At 32.4% G+C, this 17,652-nt stretch carries 18 protein-coding genes, 1 tRNA gene and 1 other RNA gene; 9 read left to right on the top strand and 11 right to left on the bottom strand.

Annotation, left to right across the window (positions count from 1 at the left end):
• The first annotated feature begins 118 nt into the window (after nucleotides 1–118).
• From AAHN00_RS14120 to AAHN00_RS14110, 3 genes are read left to right on the top strand one after another with little or no spacing between them, the layout of a single operon-like run.
• The gene (locus tag AAHN00_RS14120) at nucleotides 119–556 is read left to right on the top strand and encodes a transposase (RefSeq protein ID WP_342270975.1); all 438 of its coding nucleotides are present in this window, start codon (nucleotides 119–121) and stop codon (nucleotides 554–556) included.
• On the top strand, nucleotides 523–981 hold the full coding sequence (locus AAHN00_RS14115; RefSeq protein WP_342271292.1) for a hypothetical protein: 459 nt from the start codon (nucleotides 523–525) through the stop codon (nucleotides 979–981). The genes AAHN00_RS14120 and AAHN00_RS14115 overlap by 34 nt, the downstream gene beginning before the upstream one ends.
• The gene (locus AAHN00_RS14110) at nucleotides 951–1,400 is read left to right on the top strand and encodes a transposase (protein WP_342272692.1); all 450 of its coding nucleotides are present in this window, start codon (nucleotides 951–953) and stop codon (nucleotides 1,398–1,400) included. The genes AAHN00_RS14115 and AAHN00_RS14110 overlap by 31 nt, the downstream gene beginning before the upstream one ends.
• A 295-nt stretch (nucleotides 1,401–1,695) precedes the next feature.
• Here AAHN00_RS14110 and AAHN00_RS14105 read toward each other — a convergent pair whose 3' ends face one another.
• From AAHN00_RS14105 to mnmE, 10 genes are all read right to left on the bottom strand, one after another.
• Nucleotides 1,696–1,860, bottom strand: coding sequence for a hypothetical protein (locus AAHN00_RS14105; protein WP_342271643.1), 165 nt, complete (start codon nucleotides 1,858–1,860; stop codon nucleotides 1,696–1,698).
• Between the two features lie 329 nt (nucleotides 1,861–2,189).
• Nucleotides 2,190–3,938, bottom strand: coding sequence for an ABC transporter ATP-binding protein (locus AAHN00_RS14100; protein ID WP_410521458.1), 1,749 nt, complete (start codon nucleotides 3,936–3,938; stop codon nucleotides 2,190–2,192).
• 23 nt (nucleotides 3,939–3,961) lie between these two features.
• Nucleotides 3,962–4,036, bottom strand: a tRNA-Thr gene (locus AAHN00_RS14095).
• A gap of 201 nt (nucleotides 4,037–4,237) precedes the next feature.
• A complete protein-coding gene (gene rpsP, locus AAHN00_RS14090) occupies nucleotides 4,238–4,573 on the bottom strand; it encodes a 30S ribosomal protein S16 (protein WP_341747616.1) in 336 nt (111 codons plus the stop codon).
• A gap of 14 nt (nucleotides 4,574–4,587) precedes the next feature.
• Nucleotides 4,588–4,758 carry a 50S ribosomal protein L33 gene (gene rpmG / locus AAHN00_RS14085; RefSeq protein ID WP_342271641.1) on the bottom strand — a complete coding sequence of 57 codons (171 nt, stop codon included), beginning with the start codon at nucleotides 4,756–4,758 and terminating at the stop codon, nucleotides 4,588–4,590.
• Between the two features lie 130 nt (nucleotides 4,759–4,888).
• The gene (locus AAHN00_RS14080; protein ID WP_342271640.1) at nucleotides 4,889–5,125 is read right to left on the bottom strand and encodes a SemiSWEET family transporter; all 237 of its coding nucleotides are present in this window, start codon (nucleotides 5,123–5,125) and stop codon (nucleotides 4,889–4,891) included.
• 20 nt (nucleotides 5,126–5,145) lie between these two features.
• Complete coding sequence (locus AAHN00_RS14075; protein ID WP_342271033.1) at nucleotides 5,146–5,307, bottom strand: hypothetical protein; 162 nt, start codon at nucleotides 5,305–5,307, stop codon at nucleotides 5,146–5,148.
• A 370-nt stretch (nucleotides 5,308–5,677) separates the two neighbouring features.
• Nucleotides 5,678–6,097, bottom strand: a complete 420-nt coding sequence (gene dksA, locus AAHN00_RS14070; RefSeq protein WP_341747613.1) for an RNA polymerase-binding protein DksA — start codon at nucleotides 6,095–6,097, stop codon at nucleotides 5,678–5,680.
• A 63-nt stretch (nucleotides 6,098–6,160) separates the two neighbouring features.
• Nucleotides 6,161–7,105, bottom strand: coding sequence for a tyrosine recombinase XerC (locus AAHN00_RS14065; protein WP_341751310.1), 945 nt, complete (start codon nucleotides 7,103–7,105; stop codon nucleotides 6,161–6,163).
• Nucleotides 7,106–7,108: 3 nt separating this feature from the next.
• A complete protein-coding gene (gene mnmE / locus AAHN00_RS14060) occupies nucleotides 7,109–8,530 on the bottom strand; it encodes a tRNA uridine-5-carboxymethylaminomethyl(34) synthesis GTPase MnmE (protein ID WP_342271639.1) in 1,422 nt (473 codons plus the stop codon).
• Nucleotides 8,531–8,853: 323 nt separating this feature from the next.
• On the opposite strand from mnmE, the gene AAHN00_RS14055 reads away from it, so the two are divergent.
• The 6 genes from AAHN00_RS14055 to AAHN00_RS14030 all read left to right on the top strand — a co-directional run bounded on the left by AAHN00_RS14055 (nucleotide 8,854) and on the right by AAHN00_RS14030 (nucleotide 17,005).
• Nucleotides 8,854–13,677, top strand: a complete 4,824-nt coding sequence (locus tag AAHN00_RS14055) for an NAD-glutamate dehydrogenase (RefSeq protein ID WP_342271638.1) — start codon at nucleotides 8,854–8,856, stop codon at nucleotides 13,675–13,677.
• 6 nt (nucleotides 13,678–13,683) lie between these two features.
• Nucleotides 13,684–14,028 (top strand): helix-turn-helix domain-containing protein, encoded by a 345-nt coding sequence (locus AAHN00_RS14050; RefSeq protein WP_342271637.1) that lies wholly within the window; start codon nucleotides 13,684–13,686, stop codon nucleotides 14,026–14,028.
• Nucleotides 14,029–14,066: 38 nt separating this feature from the next.
• Nucleotides 14,067–14,243 (top strand): hypothetical protein, encoded by a 177-nt coding sequence (locus AAHN00_RS14045; RefSeq protein WP_342271636.1) that lies wholly within the window; start codon nucleotides 14,067–14,069, stop codon nucleotides 14,241–14,243.
• Between the two features lie 2 nt (nucleotides 14,244–14,245).
• A complete protein-coding gene (locus AAHN00_RS14040; RefSeq protein WP_342271635.1) occupies nucleotides 14,246–14,563 on the top strand; it encodes a cell division protein ZapA in 318 nt (105 codons plus the stop codon).
• A gap of 42 nt (nucleotides 14,564–14,605) precedes the next feature.
• A non-coding RNA gene (ssrS, locus tag AAHN00_RS14035) (6S RNA) lies at nucleotides 14,606–14,764 on the top strand.
• Nucleotides 14,765–14,779: 15 nt separating this feature from the next.
• Complete coding sequence (locus AAHN00_RS14030; protein WP_342271634.1) at nucleotides 14,780–17,005, top strand: DNA translocase FtsK; 2,226 nt, start codon at nucleotides 14,780–14,782, stop codon at nucleotides 17,003–17,005.
• Between the two features lie 214 nt (nucleotides 17,006–17,219).
• Here AAHN00_RS14030 and AAHN00_RS14025 read toward each other — a convergent pair whose 3' ends face one another.
• Nucleotides 17,220–17,642: a hypothetical protein gene (locus tag AAHN00_RS14025; RefSeq protein WP_342271633.1), complete on the bottom strand. Its 423-nt coding sequence runs from the start codon at nucleotides 17,640–17,642 to the stop codon at nucleotides 17,220–17,222.
• Between the last annotated feature and the right edge of the window lie 10 nt (nucleotides 17,643–17,652).

The following is a 17,652-nucleotide window of genomic DNA, read 5'->3' as shown; positions in this document are numbered from 1 at the left end:
GTCTCCCCGTCAAAAGTCTAGAAGGATAATATATAATATGCTTAGCAGATAAAAATATATAGAGAATCCATAAGAAAAAGCTATAATATTGGCAAAAAACTTAAGGATTATCTGATTAATGCCGATAGAAAATATAACAAAGTTGCAAAGACAAGGACAACTTTTTGGTTACAAACTGACCGAAGAATTAAACCACAATAATAAATTATATAAATTAAGATCATTAATAAATTGGTCTAGTTTAGAGGAATGGTTGTCAGCAAATGTTGATATTAAGAAATTTGGTAGGAATCGCAGATGTCACCGCCTGTTACTTGGGGTGACTATGCTGCAAGCGATGTATAACCTGTCAGATGCAGCGACTGAGGAAGAGTTAAGAGAGAACGTATATTGGCAGTATTTTTGTGGTTGGGAATATTTGCAGAAAGATGCTGAAATATCAGAAGCTAGTATCCGTCGGTTTCGTACTATATTAGGAGAAGATGGCTACAATGAGATATTAAAGGAGCTCATAAGAATCGGATGCAAAGCAGGTGTAGTAAAAAAAAAGACTTAGCATCGATAATAGTTGATACTACTGTACAAATTAAGAATATTAAGTATCCCCATGATGTGTACTTGATGGATAAGGCAAGAATAGAGCTAGTAAAGCTATGTCATGCCTTAGGCATCAAGTTAAATGAAACATATGCCAAGCAATATAAAAGAGATATATTAAAATTATGGAAATATAAGGATAATAGTAAAGCCAAGAAGCGTAAGAAAATAATGAGGCATTTAAAAGTATTACTGGGTCGTTTAGTTAGGATATGTCAGCGAGAAATAGCTAAAGCAAAGTTAAGTTTATCGGCAAGACAACAAGAAATACTGAATAAGATAAAAAAGATACAAGTACAATCTATATTGAGTAAAGCAGAAAAAGAACAATATAAAGAAGAGAAGAGAATAAAATATTATATAGTTTTCATGCACCGGAGGTAGAGTGCATTGGTAAAGGGAAATTAAACAAGCCATACGAGTTTGGTAATAAGGTTTCGATAGCAGTAAGTGGTCGGGGTAACTTTGTATTAGGGACAAAATCTTTTCATGGCAATCCATATGATGGGCATACATTATCGGAGACTGTAGAGATTGTAAAAGAATTAACAGGAGTTGAAGTAGCAAGAACCTTTGTTGACTCAGGTTACAAGGGGAATAATTTTAAGGAGAAGGGCAAAGTGTATAGCCCATATTGCAAGAAGAAACTATCGTCAGATGATAAGGCAATGCTCAAGAGACGGAGTGCCATAGAACCGATAATAGGGCATCTTAAAAGTTATGGTAGAGTTGGCAGAAACTACCTGAAAGGGGTAATAGGAGATGTCATTAATCCGTTAATTTCCGCTGTAGGATTGAACTGACGGTGTATTGCGAATCATTTACTTAAAACAAATTTTTCTACATAGAAATTAGTCAGTAAAAAAATAATCAAATAATTACAAAATCGTTAATAAATCATCATGCAAAAATTCTCTAAAAATCATCTTTTTGTACCAAAAATTTAAATCAAAAAAATTAAACTCTCAAATTTTATACAAGAATTTTTGGCTAAGGTATTAAATTTTGAATTTTTCTTAATTTTTAGCACTTTTGACGGGGAGACTACAAAAAAGCTGGCATAGAAAACTCCACACCAGCCTTAGTAGAAAAAAGGATTTATTTTTTCACTTCTTCTTTTTCTTTCTTATTTTGGTCTTTCTTGTTCATGTTGTTTTCATCCACGTTCACTTCGTCTTGCTGCGGATTTTTCTCAGGAGTCGCTGCAGCAAAAGCAGAAATAGAGAAAGCTAAAGTTAGAAGAATAGTTAATAAATTTTTCATAATAAACCTCATTTTTTTGTATTGGTGATTCTAGCTTAAACTGTATAATATTCAAGTCAAAATAGGTAGAATTACCCTTTATTATAAAAATATATTATTAATGTAATAACTCTGTGTCATTTTGGTTAACATATTTATTCTAAACCTCAATTTCTGATTAATGAAATTAATCCAAAACTGGAATGAGAATGTAAACAATCAGGCTTAAAGCGGTTTGACGCCTAGCGATAATAGATTAAAATGCATTCGTGCCAGCCGCTTCAAGAATGCATTTTTTTGAAGAACTTAAATTATTCTAGCCAGTTTTAACGAACTCTCTATTCATATTTTTACAAGTTTATTGACTGTTCTGTGCAAATTATTTTATAAATTTCACATTTCTCAAGCAGTTTAGCGTGAGTATCCCTTGCAATTAACCGTCCATGATCAATTACTAAAATTTCGTCAGCCTTCTCTATACTTGAAATACGATGAGCGATAGATAATATAGTTTTGTCTTTCATTATTTTTTGTAATCTATCTAGTAATTTTTGTTCACTCTCGCTATCTAAAGCACTCATTGCTTCATCTAGAAGTAAAATTTCTGGGTTATATAGAATTGCCCTACTAATAGCTATTCGTTGTTTCTGTCCTCCAGATAATTTAATGCCCTTCTCACCAATTTCGGTATCTAGTCCTTCTTGAAGATTTTGAACAAAATCCATTATTCCGGTATAATTAGCTGCTTTTATTATTTCTTCTTCACTAGCATTTGGTTTAGCAAAAACGATATTTGACCTAATCGTACCAGAGAAAATACTTGAATCCTGTGGGACATAGGCAATCATACGCCTTATCTGCTGGTCATTAGTCTCTGATATATCTTGCTTGGCAATTCTAATAATTCCTTTTTTAGGAAAATAAAATTTTAACATTAACTGCATCATGGTACTTTTACCAGCACCTGATCTGCCAACTATACCAATAAATTTACCTCTATCTATTTTAAATGACAGATCATCTATAACTAAACTATCTAATCTTGATGGATATATAAAGCTTACATTTTCAAACTCTATAATCCTAGAAGTCTTATTATCTTGATAATCACATATTTGGATATTGGTGTGTTGATTATTTTTGGAAGAATAATCTATAAGAGCAAAAACCCTTTCTGAAGCTATAAGAGATGAATGTACCTCACTTAGAAGCTCAAAAATACCCCCGCTGCTCATACCGGCGATTATAGCGTAATAAATAAATGATATCATCTGACCTGATGATAAATCGCCATGTACTATATCTCTGCTACCTACCCATATAACTATAGTGATAGAGAATAGTATAACTGAAATAGCTATCGCGAAAAATATAGAACGGATTTTTAAGCGATCTGCCGTATACTTTAAATAATCAGAAATTTTCCTATTGAAATCAGCTATTTTATTTGCCTGCTGATTAAAAGCTTGTATCGTGCAAATATTTGATACAGTTTCTTCTAAATTAGCTGCAATATTGGCTTGCGACTTGAGAGCATTCTTTGATAAATTTCTTACATATTTGCCAAATTTCATTAGTGGTAACAATAATAATGGTATAATGGTAATGACAATCACAGCGAGTTTAGGGCTCTGAAAGAACATCAATATAATTCCACCAATTAGCATTATTGAGTTACGAACAAAGAAAGAGAGAAAATTGATAATCAACTTGGAGATAAGTTCTATATCTATAGTCAGGCGGGAGATGATATCACCAATTTTTAGCTCTTCAAAACAAGCAATATCAAAATTAATTATATTACTGTAAGCTTCTTGCCTAATTGTACTCACAATTTTTTCAGCAATATTATTAATGAAATAAGAACGGAAAAAACTACCTATACTAAAAATTACTATTAAAATAGTAATATATAATATCGATTGATCAATTGACTGCAGATAATGTGTTTTTAGACCATTATCAATTAACTGTCTAAAACTACTACCTATTGCTAGCAACGAAATTGACACACATAATAAGGCCAACATAACAATTGCTAGATCTAATTTATAGAGCTTTAAGTAACTAATAAATCTATAAGGAATTGTCTTATGTATTGTAAACATAATTATTAAATAGCTGGTGCCGGATGTCGGATTTGAACTGACGACCTACCGCTTACAAGGCGGTTGCTCTACCACTGAGCTAATCCGGCAAATAAGAAAAAGCTCTAAAGTCAAGCACCTATTAAGGTTGTTGTCATCTTCGCGAAAGCTGAAATCCAAAAAATAGCCTACAAAGATTATTAGATATTATGGATTCCCGCCTACACGAAAATGACATCGATTTGGGTGTTTTAGATTCCTGCCGCAGCTCGAATGACATCCCCCTCACGGGGAACATATTTTTATCCACCTTAAGCTTTTTTTGACTCTTTCTTAGGAGGTTTTATTTTACGATTCTTAATTTTAACTTCCATTTTCTTTTTGATTGATGCCGGAAGTAATATACCGGCTTCCTCAATAAACCTAGCAACACGATCTGTAGGCTGAGCCCCCGTACTTAACCAATATTCTATACGATCAGATTTTAGAACCACACGATTTGCATCACCTCTGACAAGCATTGGGTCATAAGTACCTACTTTCTCCAGAAAATCACCATCCCTAGGAGCTGTTGCATTAGCTACAACTACTCTATAATGAGGACGCTTCTTTGCTCCACCTCTTGCCAAACGAATTTTTGTTGCCATATACCTCTATTTCACTATTTAATCTTTTCTTCTTTAAAAGGAACATGCTTCCTGACTACAGGATCATACTTCTTAAATGATAACTTCTCAGTTTGAGTTTTAGGGTTGCGTTTCTTTACCAAAAAATACCCTGTATCAGCTGTACTAACAAGTCTTACCAAAACATTCTTATTTTTTTTAGCCACAACTATCAGACCTTTTTGTATTATTTATAAAATAAACTGTTGGTCATAATAAAGTAAGCTGGAAAATAGTCAAGAGTAAAATAACGGTTGTTCAACTGTTTATCGTCCTTAATTTATCCCAAGACTGAGTTCAAGAAGCATAAAGCAATATACCAATCACCACCATTATCATTCCTACTAATCCAACTATTTGAGCAACAATGATTGTAATGTTATGGTGGATTATACCATAAATTAACCAACTCAAAGTAACAATAATTATCACAAGAAAACCATCAAGAGATAAATCATCTGCACTCTTAGTAGTAAAAATTTTATAGGCCTGAGTATAAAACAAATATTGTCCCATTGTACCAGCAAGTATCATATACCTATCAAAAAAAATAATTAGTTTATTGTCCCACTTTGGGAGAAAAACCCCGCACTTGCAGTGCGTCGTTTCAACATAAATTTTAAATATCTTATCAAGAAAAGATAAGAATGAATCATACAGATATTTTTTAACAAAATCTTACACTTCACAGATATATTCTTTTTGTGTTGTGACACTTTCTAAATGAGCCATATACAAATAGTTTCTAACTTTTAAGTTAGTACATACATTAGGCATTCATGCCGTAATATTAAGCTCTGCACTTGCAGTGCAGAGTGGTTAACTTTTTGTTTTCTCTGTATATGCCATATATGCACCTATTTAACTATTAGAACCTAAATAACCTCAGTTTTGGATTAAAATTTTTAATTTTAATCCAAAACTAGCTAAAATATCAGAAAAATGCATTCTTGAAACGCTTCTACGAATGCATTTTAATCTATTAGCAAATGAAATATTTAACAATCAGGCGTCAAACCTCTTTAAGTCTGATTGTTTACATTCTCATTCCAATTTCGGATTAATGAAATTAATCCGAAATTGAGCTTAAATATCTATATGCTGTTTCTCATAACTCTCATGTCGCTCTTGTGCTTCAATACACAAAGTTGCAACTGGTCTTGCCTCTAGACGTTTTAAGCCAATTGGCTCTCCAGTTTCTTCACAATAACCATATTCATTTTTTTCTATCCTTACCAAAGCTTCTTCGATTTTATCAAGAAGCTTACGATACCTATCTCTTGTCCTAAGTTCAATTGCTGTATCCGTTTCAATTGACGCACGATCATTTAAATCTGGCTCATTCCAATTTTCTTCCTTGAGATGGGTTAAGGTTTCTCGTGATTCCTCTAGTAAAGAACTTTTCCACTCAAGGAGTTTTTGTCTAAAATATTCTAACTGTTGAGGATTCATATATTCTTCATCATTGGAAGGTTTATACCCTTTTAGTAAAATAATTTTAGACATACAGGCTTCTCATATTCAAACATGGGATAATATAACCTATAATTAAAAAGCATGGCAAGAAGATTATAATACTTCCCCTTTAGATTTTGATATTGGGTGAGCATTATTATAAATATTTTCCAAATGTTTTAGACTAATTTTAGTATAACGCTGGGTAGTTGACAAACTTTTATGCCCAAGTAATTCCTGAATAGACCTTAACTCTGCTCCATTCTCAAGCAAGTGCGTGGCAAAACTATGTCTAAAGGAATGAGCTGATAAATGTTCTGATAATCCATAGAAGCGACGTAATTTTATCAGTTCACGATTAAATACTGGAGCTTGTAATTTTTTACCCATTTTACCTCGAAATATCGGATCTTTTTCATCTATACTATAAGGTAATTTACTTAAATATTGTTCTATTAAATTTCTAGCAACTGGTGTCCATGGTATTATCCGTTCTTTTTTACCCTTCCCTGTTATTTTTATAAAATCTAAGTTTTGTAAATGAGATGTAGTCATAGATAATGCTTCGGATATTCTAAGCCCAGCAGCATAAATAAGCACTAAAAGGGCTTTATTTCTTAACTCCACCCATTCTAAATCAGCGAAATCATCAATATGTTCAATGGATAATTGAGCATCTGACTGCGATAAAGATTTCGGTAATATTTTAGCTTTCCTAGGATTTTTGACGGAGAAAATTGCATGGCAAGTGATATTAGCAGTCTTCTCTAGATATTTATAAAAATTCTTTATAGCAGACAAACTTCTAGAGTTAGAAGCTGTTAGGTAATTATCTTGTTGCCTTTTAGAAAGCCAGCTCCGTACTAATCTTATGTCAACTTGCCTTATAGAACTAATGGTTATGATTTCAGAATTATAGTGAGTCATAAAATTCAGAAAATGTTCTAAATCATTCTTATAAGAAATTATGGTATGTTCTGAACAATTTTTTTGTAATTTCAAATATTTTTGCCATTTATCTATTAGCTCTAATACTTCTTGTGTTTTTTTCTGAATCATTGATCATTTACCTATACAAAAATTACTAAATATCTCTCCTAAAACTTCTTCAACACTAATCTTACCAGTAACATTACTTAAACTTCTGATAGCCATTCTAACATCTTCTGTGGCTAGCACTAAGTCATTTTCAATATTAAAATTTTCTAAATATTCCAACGCTTTTTCTATACAGGTTCGTTGACGTTGTCTAGTAATATGCGGCGATTCGGTTAAACCTGCTATATTATGAGCAATATTTTCGATTTCCTTTAATAAAATATCCAGTCCTATTTTTTCTTTTATAGAGATTTTAAAATAATTTTTGTTTAATGGCAGCAAGCTATCTTCCATGATGTCATTCCCGCGTAGGCGAGAATCTATATCCCGCACTGAAGCAGGATGACAATGCCCCAAACTTTTATCCAAAAGATCAATTTTATTGACCAGCATTATGCTATTATCATCTATTAAATCTATAATATCAGCCATCTCCTCAAAATATGAGGGTGAGTTGCTTAACTTTATAGCATCAAGCATAATTATTTTAATATCAGCCATTTTTGCTGACTCAATTGCACGTTTGATACCTTCTAGCTCTATTAAATCATTACTTGCCCTTATACCAGCTGTGTCTTGTAATATAATTGGGTATCCTCCTATATCTAGATGCCCCTCAATTATATCACGAGTTGTACCTTCAATGTTTGATACAATAGCAACGTCTCTTTGCATCAAAAAATTAAGTAAGCTAGATTTACCAACATTAGGAGTTCCTAAAATAGTCAATTTAATACCGGTTCGAAGCAGCTCCCCCCGTCTATTATCGTTAAGGTGTTTTATTATAGCATATTTAAGTTCACCACTAAGAGTCATAACTCTATTTAATATTTCTTGTGGAATATCTTCATCGGGGAAATCAATATAAGCTTCTAGGAAACCGATGATGGTCAGTAAAGTTTGTCTCCACCCATTGTAAAGTTCTTCAAGTCCTCCGCCAACTTGTTTAACCGCCTGCCTATGTTGCCAAACAGTTTCTGCTTCAATTAAATCAGCAATACCTTCTGCTGCAGTTAAATCAAATTTGCCATTTAAAAACGCCCTACGGGTAAACTCTCCAGGCTCTGCCATTCTTAAACCATCGATGGTTAACAATGTTTCAGTTAGCATGGCGGCAATTGCTATACTGCCATGTGTATATATTTCTACTACATCTTCTCCAGTAAAGCTAGCTGGAGCTTGGAAGTATACTACCACCGCATCATCAATTAATTCTTGATTCTTAGGATTTATGAGTTTTTTACAGTACATAATTCTTGGAACAAACTCTATATTATTATTCTTAAGCAAATGTTTTAAGGCAAATAGGCTTTTAGGTCCAGAGATACGAAAGACTGCAACACCAGCTTTTCCTAGTTTAGAGCTTTGAGCGAAAATAGTTTCCACAATAGTAGTGATCCTCTTGCTTAAGTAATTTATTTAATTATAATCAATAGCAAGTAGACAAGAATTAAACAACTTAAATTCTACACAAAGATGTCATTTCCGCTTTGACAGGGGACTATATTACTTAATGTCATTCGAGCTGCAGCGGAAATCTATATCCCTGCCTGCTCAGGAATGACATTAAGGGAAGTAGGAATGATTGCATGAACTTTGTCCATATATGACATCGAGTATACTGTGATATTATTCCTAATTTAAGCTATTTAAACACTTGTTACCTACTTGGTAATCTATTGAAACAATTATAAAGTTTGGTAACAGCTATGACAACAGAAAAGACATCTTTAGCTTTGAGTAAGCTTACCTGTCAAGTTCCTAATTATAAATCAGAAATTTTATCACTGAGTACAGTAAAAAATGGGAATCCATTTTATAGCACCCCTCTTTATAGTAAGTTTGTACAGAAATTTCTAGCTTATATCCCTGTAGACTATAGATTTAGAGATAGACTAGAATTATTTGATGAGTTTACAAATAAGGCCTTTCAGTTCTTTCAAGAAAAACAGCCTGATAAAAGAAAGTTGCAGATTGTCAGTACAGTAATTGAAAATGATCCTGCAATTAATATTTTGCTACTGAATGATAACAAATCATTTATAGTTGATTCGATCATTTGTTTATTAACAAGTCTAAATTTAAAAGCTAAATTTTTACTTCATCCTATTATAGCTTGTGTAAGGAACAATGATGGTAACTTACAAGCAATATTGGATATAAAGAAAGATAGAGAGGAATCTTTAGTCCATATCACTATTCTAGGAAGTTTTGATCAAAAAGATATTAGCTCTTTGGAAATGACTTTAAATGAAGTTCTAGATCAGGTAGATACTACTTATAATGTATGGTCTAAAATCTTAAACAGAGTGACGTTAATTTCAAACGATATCCAAAATAATCAGCAATTATATAATGAGAATCATTTAGATTATCATGAATCTATAAATTTCTTAGATTGGTTAAAAGATGATAATTTTACTTTTCTAGGTATGATTAACTTTGATCTAACTTCTAAAAATTTTTCATTGGAAGATGGTATTAAAAAGATATGGCAAAATAGTGGTGAAGTGCTTGATATTATAGAACGTTCAGCAAATTCATTACATGAAAATAAACTAATTATTTTAGGTAAAATTAATATCTTATCAAAAGTACATAGAAGTAACTTAGTAGATTATATTTTAATTAAGAAAATTGATCAGGAGAAAAAATATCATTCAGGTAGTATAATTTTTGGCTTATATAGCTCTGCAATGTATTATCAATTAGTTACTGATATTCCCATACTGAGACAAAAACTAAAATTTGTTGTAGATAAAGCCGCTTTCCCGATTGGTGGATATAATACCAAGAAACTTAAAAATATAATTCAATCTCTGCCTAAAGAAGCTTTGATACAAATTGATGAAGGTGATCTATACTGTATGTGCTTACATGTATTCTCAGGGATAACGAGTAAAAAACTCAAATTATTTATTCAGCAAGATTGGTCTGGTTCGTTTATTAATGTCATAATATTTTTACCAAGAGATCGTTTGACACTAGAAGTACATAGTAGCATAAATTATTATTTATCAAATATACTTAGTGGTCTAATACTTTTAGATTATACTGCAGAAGTGGTAGAAAATTTTTCATATTTATTTATTACGTTGGAGCTACAGGGTAAAAAGAATATTGATTTTGATGTTGAACTAATAGAGCAAGAATTAGATAAGCTCTCCACTCGTTGGAGTGAGGATTTTTACCAAAAGTTATGTAAAGAATTTGGTGAATACCAAGGGGGAGTAAATTTTAAGCTTTTTGACCCAATTTTTCCTATCGACTATAGAGAAAAATTTAATGGACAAACAGCTTTAATAGATATTGACTATTTAAAGGAAGCTAGTATTTATCGCAAACCGATATTTAATTTAATTGCTATAAATAATAAAGAGTTCCAGCTAAAAATTTACAGCCCAACACCTAAATTAGCTCTTTCAGACTTATTACCATCTATAGAAAATTTGGGATTCAAAGCTATAGATGAACAAAGCTTTACCATAAAAGGAGCAGGAGATATTAAAGAAAGTTGGATATATGAGTTCACTCTCGAAACATTGATAACTATTGAAAGCAATATTGATTTACTTAAAGCAAACGTAGAAGAGGCTCTAGATAAGATATATCTTGGACTTTTGGCTAATGATTCTTTAAGCAAATTAATAGTGTTATCGGGCTTTAATTGGTGGCAAGTTAAGTTGGTTAAAGCATTAACTAGATATTTACATCAAACCGGCTTTGTCTATGGCAAGGGCTACGTTCAGTTGACCTTAATAAAGCATTTTTTATATACTAAAATGTTGGTTGATTTGTTTGATACTAAATTTAATCCCGCAAATTGCTCAGATGCACGTGCAAAAACTATAAAAGATAATATTTTTAACTATCTTACCACAATTACTAGCAGTAGTGAGGATAAGGTTCTAAGACAAATGTTTGATATTATTGAAGCTATTACAAGAACTAACTGTTATCAGCCTAGCTCTAATGACTTAAAAAGTTCAGCTAACAAGCATAGTACAGTCAGTAAAAATTATTTTTCTTTTAAATTTGACTCGCAAAAAGTTCCTCACTTGCCTTTGCCAGTACCATTTGCCGAAATATTTGTTTACGATAATGCTTTTGAAGCTATCCATTTACGAGGGGGCGTCGTCGCTCGTGGAGGTATTAGATGGTCTGACAGAGGTGAGGATTATAGAGTAGAAGTATTAGGACTAATGAAAGCCCAAATGACCAAAAATTCAGTTATTGTACCTGTTGGCTCAAAAGGTGGATTTTTCGTTAATTTCACTGATGATAATATGACTCGCCAAGAATATATGGCAAGAGTGGTGCAGTGTTATAAAAATTTTCTCCGTGGATTACTTGATATTACTGACAATATAATTGATGGTAAAGTTATTCAGCCAAAAAATACTATTATCTACGACCAAGAAGATCCATATCTCGTGGTTGCAGCCGATAAAGGTACGGCAACGTTCTCGGATTATGCAAATAGTGTGTCGGCTGAATATAATTTTTGGTTAGGCGACGCTTTTGCTTCCGGTGGATCAGTAGGTTATGATCATAAGAAAATGGCTATTACCTCAAAAGGAGCTTGGATTTCTGTAGCAAGCCATTTCCATGCTATAGGTATTGATGTACAAAAAGACCCTATTACTGTTGTTGGTATTGGCGATATGTCTGGGGATGTTTTTGGTAATGGCATGCTTAGGTCTAATACCATAAAACTTGTTGCGGCATTTAATCATAAACATATATTTATTGATCCACAACCTGACCCAATTATTAGTTTTAATGAACGTATGAGATTGTTCGAGTTACCTACATCAAATTGGTCTGACTATAATCAACAGTTAATTTCAAAAGGTGGGGGAGTTTTTGAGCGAAGCAGTAAGTCTATCTTGTTATCTACAGAAACCAAATTATTGCTAAAGATAGATATTGACCAATTAACTCCAGAACAGCTGATTAGAGCTATCCTACAAGCGGAAGTTGATTTGCTATGGAACGGTGGTATAGGAACCTATATAAAAGCTTCAACAGAAAGTCACTTAGAGATAGGCGATAAGGCAAATGATAATCTGAGAGTCAATGGTAAAGATATTAGAGCTAAAGTAATAGGGGAAGGCGGGAATATTGGCGTATCACAACAAGGTAGAATAGAATATAGCAAGCTAGGCGGGAGAATAAATACTGATTTCATTGATAATTCAGCTGGTGTTGACTGTTCGGATCATGAGGTAAATATCAAAATTGCTCTTAATCAGGCTATGTCCTCTAATAAGATTAGTTTAGAAGAACGTAATAAGTTCTTATTTACTATGACAAAACACGTCGAGGAACTGGTTCTAGTTGATAACTATAAACAAACTCAGGCACTTGATATAATGCAATTATCTAGTACTTCAACTATCGGAGTATTTAGCCAATTTATTGATACTTTAGAAGAAGAAAAATTAATTAATAGAACTGTTGAGTTCTTACCAACTCAGGAAGAACTCAGTAAAAGGGCAGTTAATAAGGAAAATATGACCCGTCCCGAGCTTTGTGTATTACTTTCTTATAGTAAACGCTCAGTCTATCATGATTTAATAACAGCAACATTTTCAAAAGATAAGTATTTTGAATCTTATCTGATTAATTATTTTCCAAAACTAATGCAAGAAAAATTCCGTGAGGAAATTTTAGCTCATCCGCTTAAGCATGAAATTATTCGAACCGTTGTAACAAATAAAATTGTTAATCAATTAGGCGGACCATCACTTAATCTTATAAAACGTGAAACTCAGGCTGCTCTTTGTGATATAGTTCGTTCGTATACTATTATCTGTGAAATTTTTGATTTAGATAATCTATGGGCTATAGTAGAATCTCTAGCAAGTAATATAGATCATAAAGTTAAAATTGACATGTTCACTGAGCTTGCTAAAATTATGCGTAGAGGTATCTCTTGGTTTCTAAAGCATATAAAACATCCTATCAATATTAGCAATACCATTGATGAATTTTATGAACCAGCTAGAATGCTTAGTAAAGTGGTTGGTAATCTTCTTTTAGGAGAAGCAAAAAACAAATTCGATAATAAAGTTAAGCAATATACTTTATCAGGAGTGACAGATGAAATAGCTCGCAGGATTGCAACTCTTGACAGCCTAGTGTCTGTCTTTGATATAATATATATTGCAAAAAAGACAAAAGCTAAAAATAATGATGTTGCTAATTTATATTTCACTACTGGTAATAAATTTAGTATTGATTGGCTTCGTAAATCTTGTGATAAACAACTAAATGATTCCTACTGGAATAGATTATCAATTCAATCATTAAAAGATGACTTATATGATAAACAAAGACAATTATTGGCTAAAATAATTAACAACTCTAAATTAAATATTGATTTAGAGTTATGGATTGATAATAATATAGATGCCGCATGTATTTTTTTAGATTTTGTAAAAGGAATTAGATTGCAAGAAACTATTGACTTAAATATTTTAATTTTAGCAAACAAAAAATTTGAAACTTTTTTGCGTAAGCTTGAGTAATGCGTTATGTCGTCATCCCTAAAACAAGCGAGAATAGAATTTGGTAAAACTCTTGAAGAAATATCTAGCTATTTGAAGATTAGGAAGCAATATTTGGTAGCTCTTGAAGAGGAGGATTTTAGTTCGATGCCAGCGGAAGTTTATGTAAAAGGTTATCTTAAATTATACTCAAACTATTTAGGGATAGATGTAAATCTCAGTGAAAAAGACAATCAGGAATCTTCAAAAGATATTGACCTCAGAAATAGGTCAGATCCAATGATATTGGACTATAAATGGAAAAAACAACTAATTATTATTTCTGTTTTAATATTAATAATAATTCCAATAATTTATCACTTAATATTATAATCTGAATGAAAATAACTAATGATTTATTACTTAAGTTAATGCAAGAAGTGGATCAAGGTCTTGAAGGTCTCTTATCAAATATCGCTAGACAGCATGAAGAAATCAATAAACTGCAGGATGAAAATAAACAGCTCAGGGATAATTATGCAAAAATACTTGAGCAAATAGCCATATATATTGCTGAACTTGAAGCAATAAAACATAAAAATACATAAAGATGTCTATAGTAACAATAACACTTGGTAGCAAAACTTTCCAACTCGCATGTAGTGAAGGATCAAGAGAAGAATTATGCAATCTTGCAACCAAATTAAATGAAAATATTGCTCAGATAAAAAAAGTTAACCCATCAGCATCATTTGAACTATTATTAGTTATGTCTGCATTGAGTTTACAGGAGCAAGTACAAAACTTGACTAACAAAATTGCTAAAATTGATGGTGCTAATATACCTCCCGAAGAAGAAAAATTTGCAGAAACGTTAAGTACTATAGCAGGATATTTAGAAGACCTTGCGAGAAAGATTGGAAAGTGATATTATATAATCCCGTGTATGAAACATCAATGTTTGAAATGTAATGGGCTGCTTGGTTCGTGAGCTTAACGTATTGCCCCGGGACTATAATTTTTATTATTAGGAAACCGTCCCTGTCTGAATCTATTATACAGATATATGGATTCCACCTTACATACAGGTTCTTTGAGGATCTTAGGCAACGACCGAAGTGGTTCATTTTTTTAGGCAACTTTTGTGCTATATTACATAAACAGGATTTTTACTAATAATAGAGTGCAGTCTGCTTTATTAATGCTGGTGGGCTGTTCTACTGCTCTATTACTAGTGACTTATAATCCAAATGATCCTTCCTTTAATTCTGTCACAGACAAATATCCTAGCAATTTATTAGGTCATTTCGGTGCTTACTTGGCAGATATTTTTTACCAGTTTTTTGGTATAGCGTCCTTTATTTTACCAATTTGTTGTATTTTTTGGTCTCTGAGTGTATGGCATTTAAAGAAGAAATGGGCTACCGTCAGGATAATTGTGATGCTGCTGTCAATTATATCATTATCGATAGTCTGCACTAATATAAAAATTAATTATTTACCGGCAGGTGCAGGTGGGACAACAGGTACTATTATTTATCCAATAATCAAGCAATTGGATGCTAGAGCCGATTACGTTTTAATTATTACTACATTTATTTTATTATTTTTATTAACTGAAATAAAATTTTCAATTTTTGGGATCGCTATAATTAAATTATTCAAACTAATACCTTATAAAAAATTTATACTTTTACCTACAATATCAACAAATAACAACTCAACTAAACCAGTTCTGACAAAAAAGACTCCTTTTATTAATCAAGAAGAAGCAACGTATGCTCATAAAATAGATGCATTACAAGAAAAAAATAATGACATACACTCCCATTGTTCAAAACAACAATCTCCATTCAAAAAAGAAAATGGCGAATTACCATACTTGCCCCCTATCGAATTATTAAAACAAGCTGACAGTCAAAATATAAAAGTAGAAACTGCATCAGAATTACAACATAATGCCCAAACGCTGTTAACTGTTCTGAATGATTTTGGTGTTAAAGGTCAGGTAATTAATATTAGCCAAGGTCCAGTGGTAACGTTATATGAATTTGAGCCAGCTGCAGGTACTAAATCTTCTAGGATTATCGGTTTATCAGATGACATTGCTAGGTCTTTATCTGCGATATCAACTAGAATAGCTGTAATACCAGGTAGAAACGTTTTAGGTATTGAATTACCCAATAAACAAAGAGCTTTCTTTTGTCTAAGAGAATTAATTGGAACACCGGAATATCAAGATAGCAGTATTATGCTACCATTGATTCTAGGAAAGGATCTCGCTGGCAAACCTTTTGTTGCCGATTTAGCAAAAATGCCCCATTTGTTAGTTGCTGGTACGACAGGCTCCGGTAAATCAGTGGCAATTAATGCTATGATAATTTCCCTACTTTACCGCTATACCCCGGAGGAATGCCGTTTAATAATGATCGATCCCAAAATGCTTGAACTATCAACCTATGATGGCATACCACATCTTTTGACCCCAGTGGTTACCGAACCAAGTAAAGCCGTGGTAGCCCTGAAATGGGCAGTAAAAGAGATGGAAAATCGTTATAGAGCAATGTCAAATATTGGGGTCAGAAATATAGCAGGTTATAATGCTAAAATTTTGGAGGCTGCGTCAAGCGGTAAAATATTAGAACGCTCTGTCCAAATAGGATTTGATCCAGAAACCGGTAAACCTATTTATGAGACAATTGAAATGAATATGGAAAAATTACCATTCATTGTAGTAATTGTTGATGAAATGGCTGATTTAATGTTGGTAGCTGGCAAAGACATTGAATTGTCAATACAGCGTCTAGCTCAAATGGCAAGAGCAGCAGGTATTCATATTATCATGGCAACCCAAAGACCTTCTGTTGATGTTATTACTGGGGTAATCAAAGCTAATTTCCCCAGCCGTATCAGTTTTAAAGTAACTTCTAAGATTGATAGTAGGACTATTCTTGGTGAACAAGGTTCTGAGCAATTACTTGGTATGGGAGATATGCTTTATATGGGTAATTCATCCAAGATTACCAGGGTTCATGGTCCATTTGTTGATGATAAAGAGGTAGAAAAAGTAACCCAATATTTAAGATCAACAGGAGTACCTGAATATCTTTCAGCAGTGACTCAGCAATTAGATGATGATGAAGTAAATGCCGAAAGTCTAGGAGATGATTCAAGCAGTGATGAAACTTTATATAAAAGAGCAGTACAAATCGTACAATTAGAACGAAAAGTATCAATTAGCTATATACAAAGATGTTTACGAATTGGCTATAATAGAGCGGCTACTCTTGTTGAAAAAATGGAACAAAATGGGGTAATATCTCCTCCTAACCATACTGGTAAGAGAGAAATATTATTGCCAGAAAATTAAGTTCTTATATATAGTCCGTCCGCCAAAAATATTTAAAGCCCCCCATAATCTATGATTGAATAAAATTTTTACAAAAAAAATTCTAATATTTGCACTAAAATTAAAAATTGTTTTCAATTTTATTGAAAAATTTCTGTTTTAGTAAAATTTTTACATGAGCTTATTGTTAACGATTTTTTTTAATCGTTTAGCAAGTTTTTTAATGATAATTTTTTTATGTAGAGTTAGGCATGATGTGTAAATGATTGGCAATACATCGTAAATTCAAACCTATAGCAGAGATTATTGGATTGATCACATCTCCTATCACACCCTTCAAGAAGTTTCTGCCCATCCTGCCATATTGTTTCAAATGCCCTATTATTGGTTCTATAGCACTGCGTCTCCTGATCATACACTTGTCTTCTTTCAATAACTTTTTCCGAGTTTTTGGGGTATATACCTTACTCTTCTCTTTAACATTGCTGCCAGTATAACCAAGATCAACAAACGATTTTTTTATCTTTATTCCAGTTACATTTTCTACCGCTTCAAAACTCTGCTGCAATGTATGACCATCATAAGGATTATTAGTATACCTGCAGCAAAACTGCATAACTTTATCTAATGTTTTTGCTAGTATGAATTTTTTATACATTTGGGTTTCA

The sequence above is a fragment of the Candidatus Tisiphia endosymbiont of Parasteatoda lunata genome, from assembly GCF_964030955.1.
Lineage (GTDB): Bacteria > Pseudomonadota > Alphaproteobacteria > Rickettsiales > Rickettsiaceae > Tisiphia.
Note: the sequence above shows the minus strand (reverse complement) of the source record. Positions and strands in the feature narration are given on the sequence as shown.

What these genes read in the sequence shown, in the direction of transcription:
- AAHN00_RS14120 (WP_342270975.1), top strand. Translation starts at nt 119, where the DNA reads ATGCCGATAGAAAATATAACAAAGTTGCAAAGACAAGGACAACTTTTT.
- AAHN00_RS14115 (WP_342271292.1), top strand. Translation starts at nt 523, where the DNA reads ATGCAAAGCAGGTGTAGTAAAAAAAAAGACTTAGCATCGATAATAGTT.
- AAHN00_RS14105 (WP_342271643.1), bottom strand. Translation starts at nt 1,860, where the DNA reads ATGAAAAATTTATTAACTATTCTTCTAACTTTAGCTTTCTCTATTTCT.
- rpsP (WP_341747616.1), bottom strand. Translation starts at nt 4,573, where the DNA reads ATGGCAACAAAAATTCGTTTGGCAAGAGGTGGAGCAAAGAAGCGTCCT.
- AAHN00_RS14080 (WP_342271640.1), bottom strand. Translation starts at nt 5,125, where the DNA reads ATGATACTTGCTGGTACAATGGGACAATATTTGTTTTATACTCAGGCC.
- dksA (WP_341747613.1), bottom strand. Translation starts at nt 6,097, where the DNA reads ATGTCTAAAATTATTTTACTAAAAGGGTATAAACCTTCCAATGATGAA.
- AAHN00_RS14065 (WP_341751310.1), bottom strand. Translation starts at nt 7,105, where the DNA reads ATGATTCAGAAAAAAACACAAGAAGTATTAGAGCTAATAGATAAATGG.
- AAHN00_RS14055 (WP_342271638.1), top strand. Translation starts at nt 8,854, where the DNA reads ATGACAACAGAAAAGACATCTTTAGCTTTGAGTAAGCTTACCTGTCAA.
- AAHN00_RS14050 (WP_342271637.1), top strand. Translation starts at nt 13,684, where the DNA reads ATGTCGTCATCCCTAAAACAAGCGAGAATAGAATTTGGTAAAACTCTT.
- AAHN00_RS14045 (WP_342271636.1), top strand. Translation starts at nt 14,067, where the DNA reads ATGCAAGAAGTGGATCAAGGTCTTGAAGGTCTCTTATCAAATATCGCT.
- AAHN00_RS14040 (WP_342271635.1), top strand. Translation starts at nt 14,246, where the DNA reads ATGTCTATAGTAACAATAACACTTGGTAGCAAAACTTTCCAACTCGCA.
- AAHN00_RS14025 (WP_342271633.1), bottom strand. Translation starts at nt 17,642, where the DNA reads ATGTATAAAAAATTCATACTAGCAAAAACATTAGATAAAGTTATGCAG.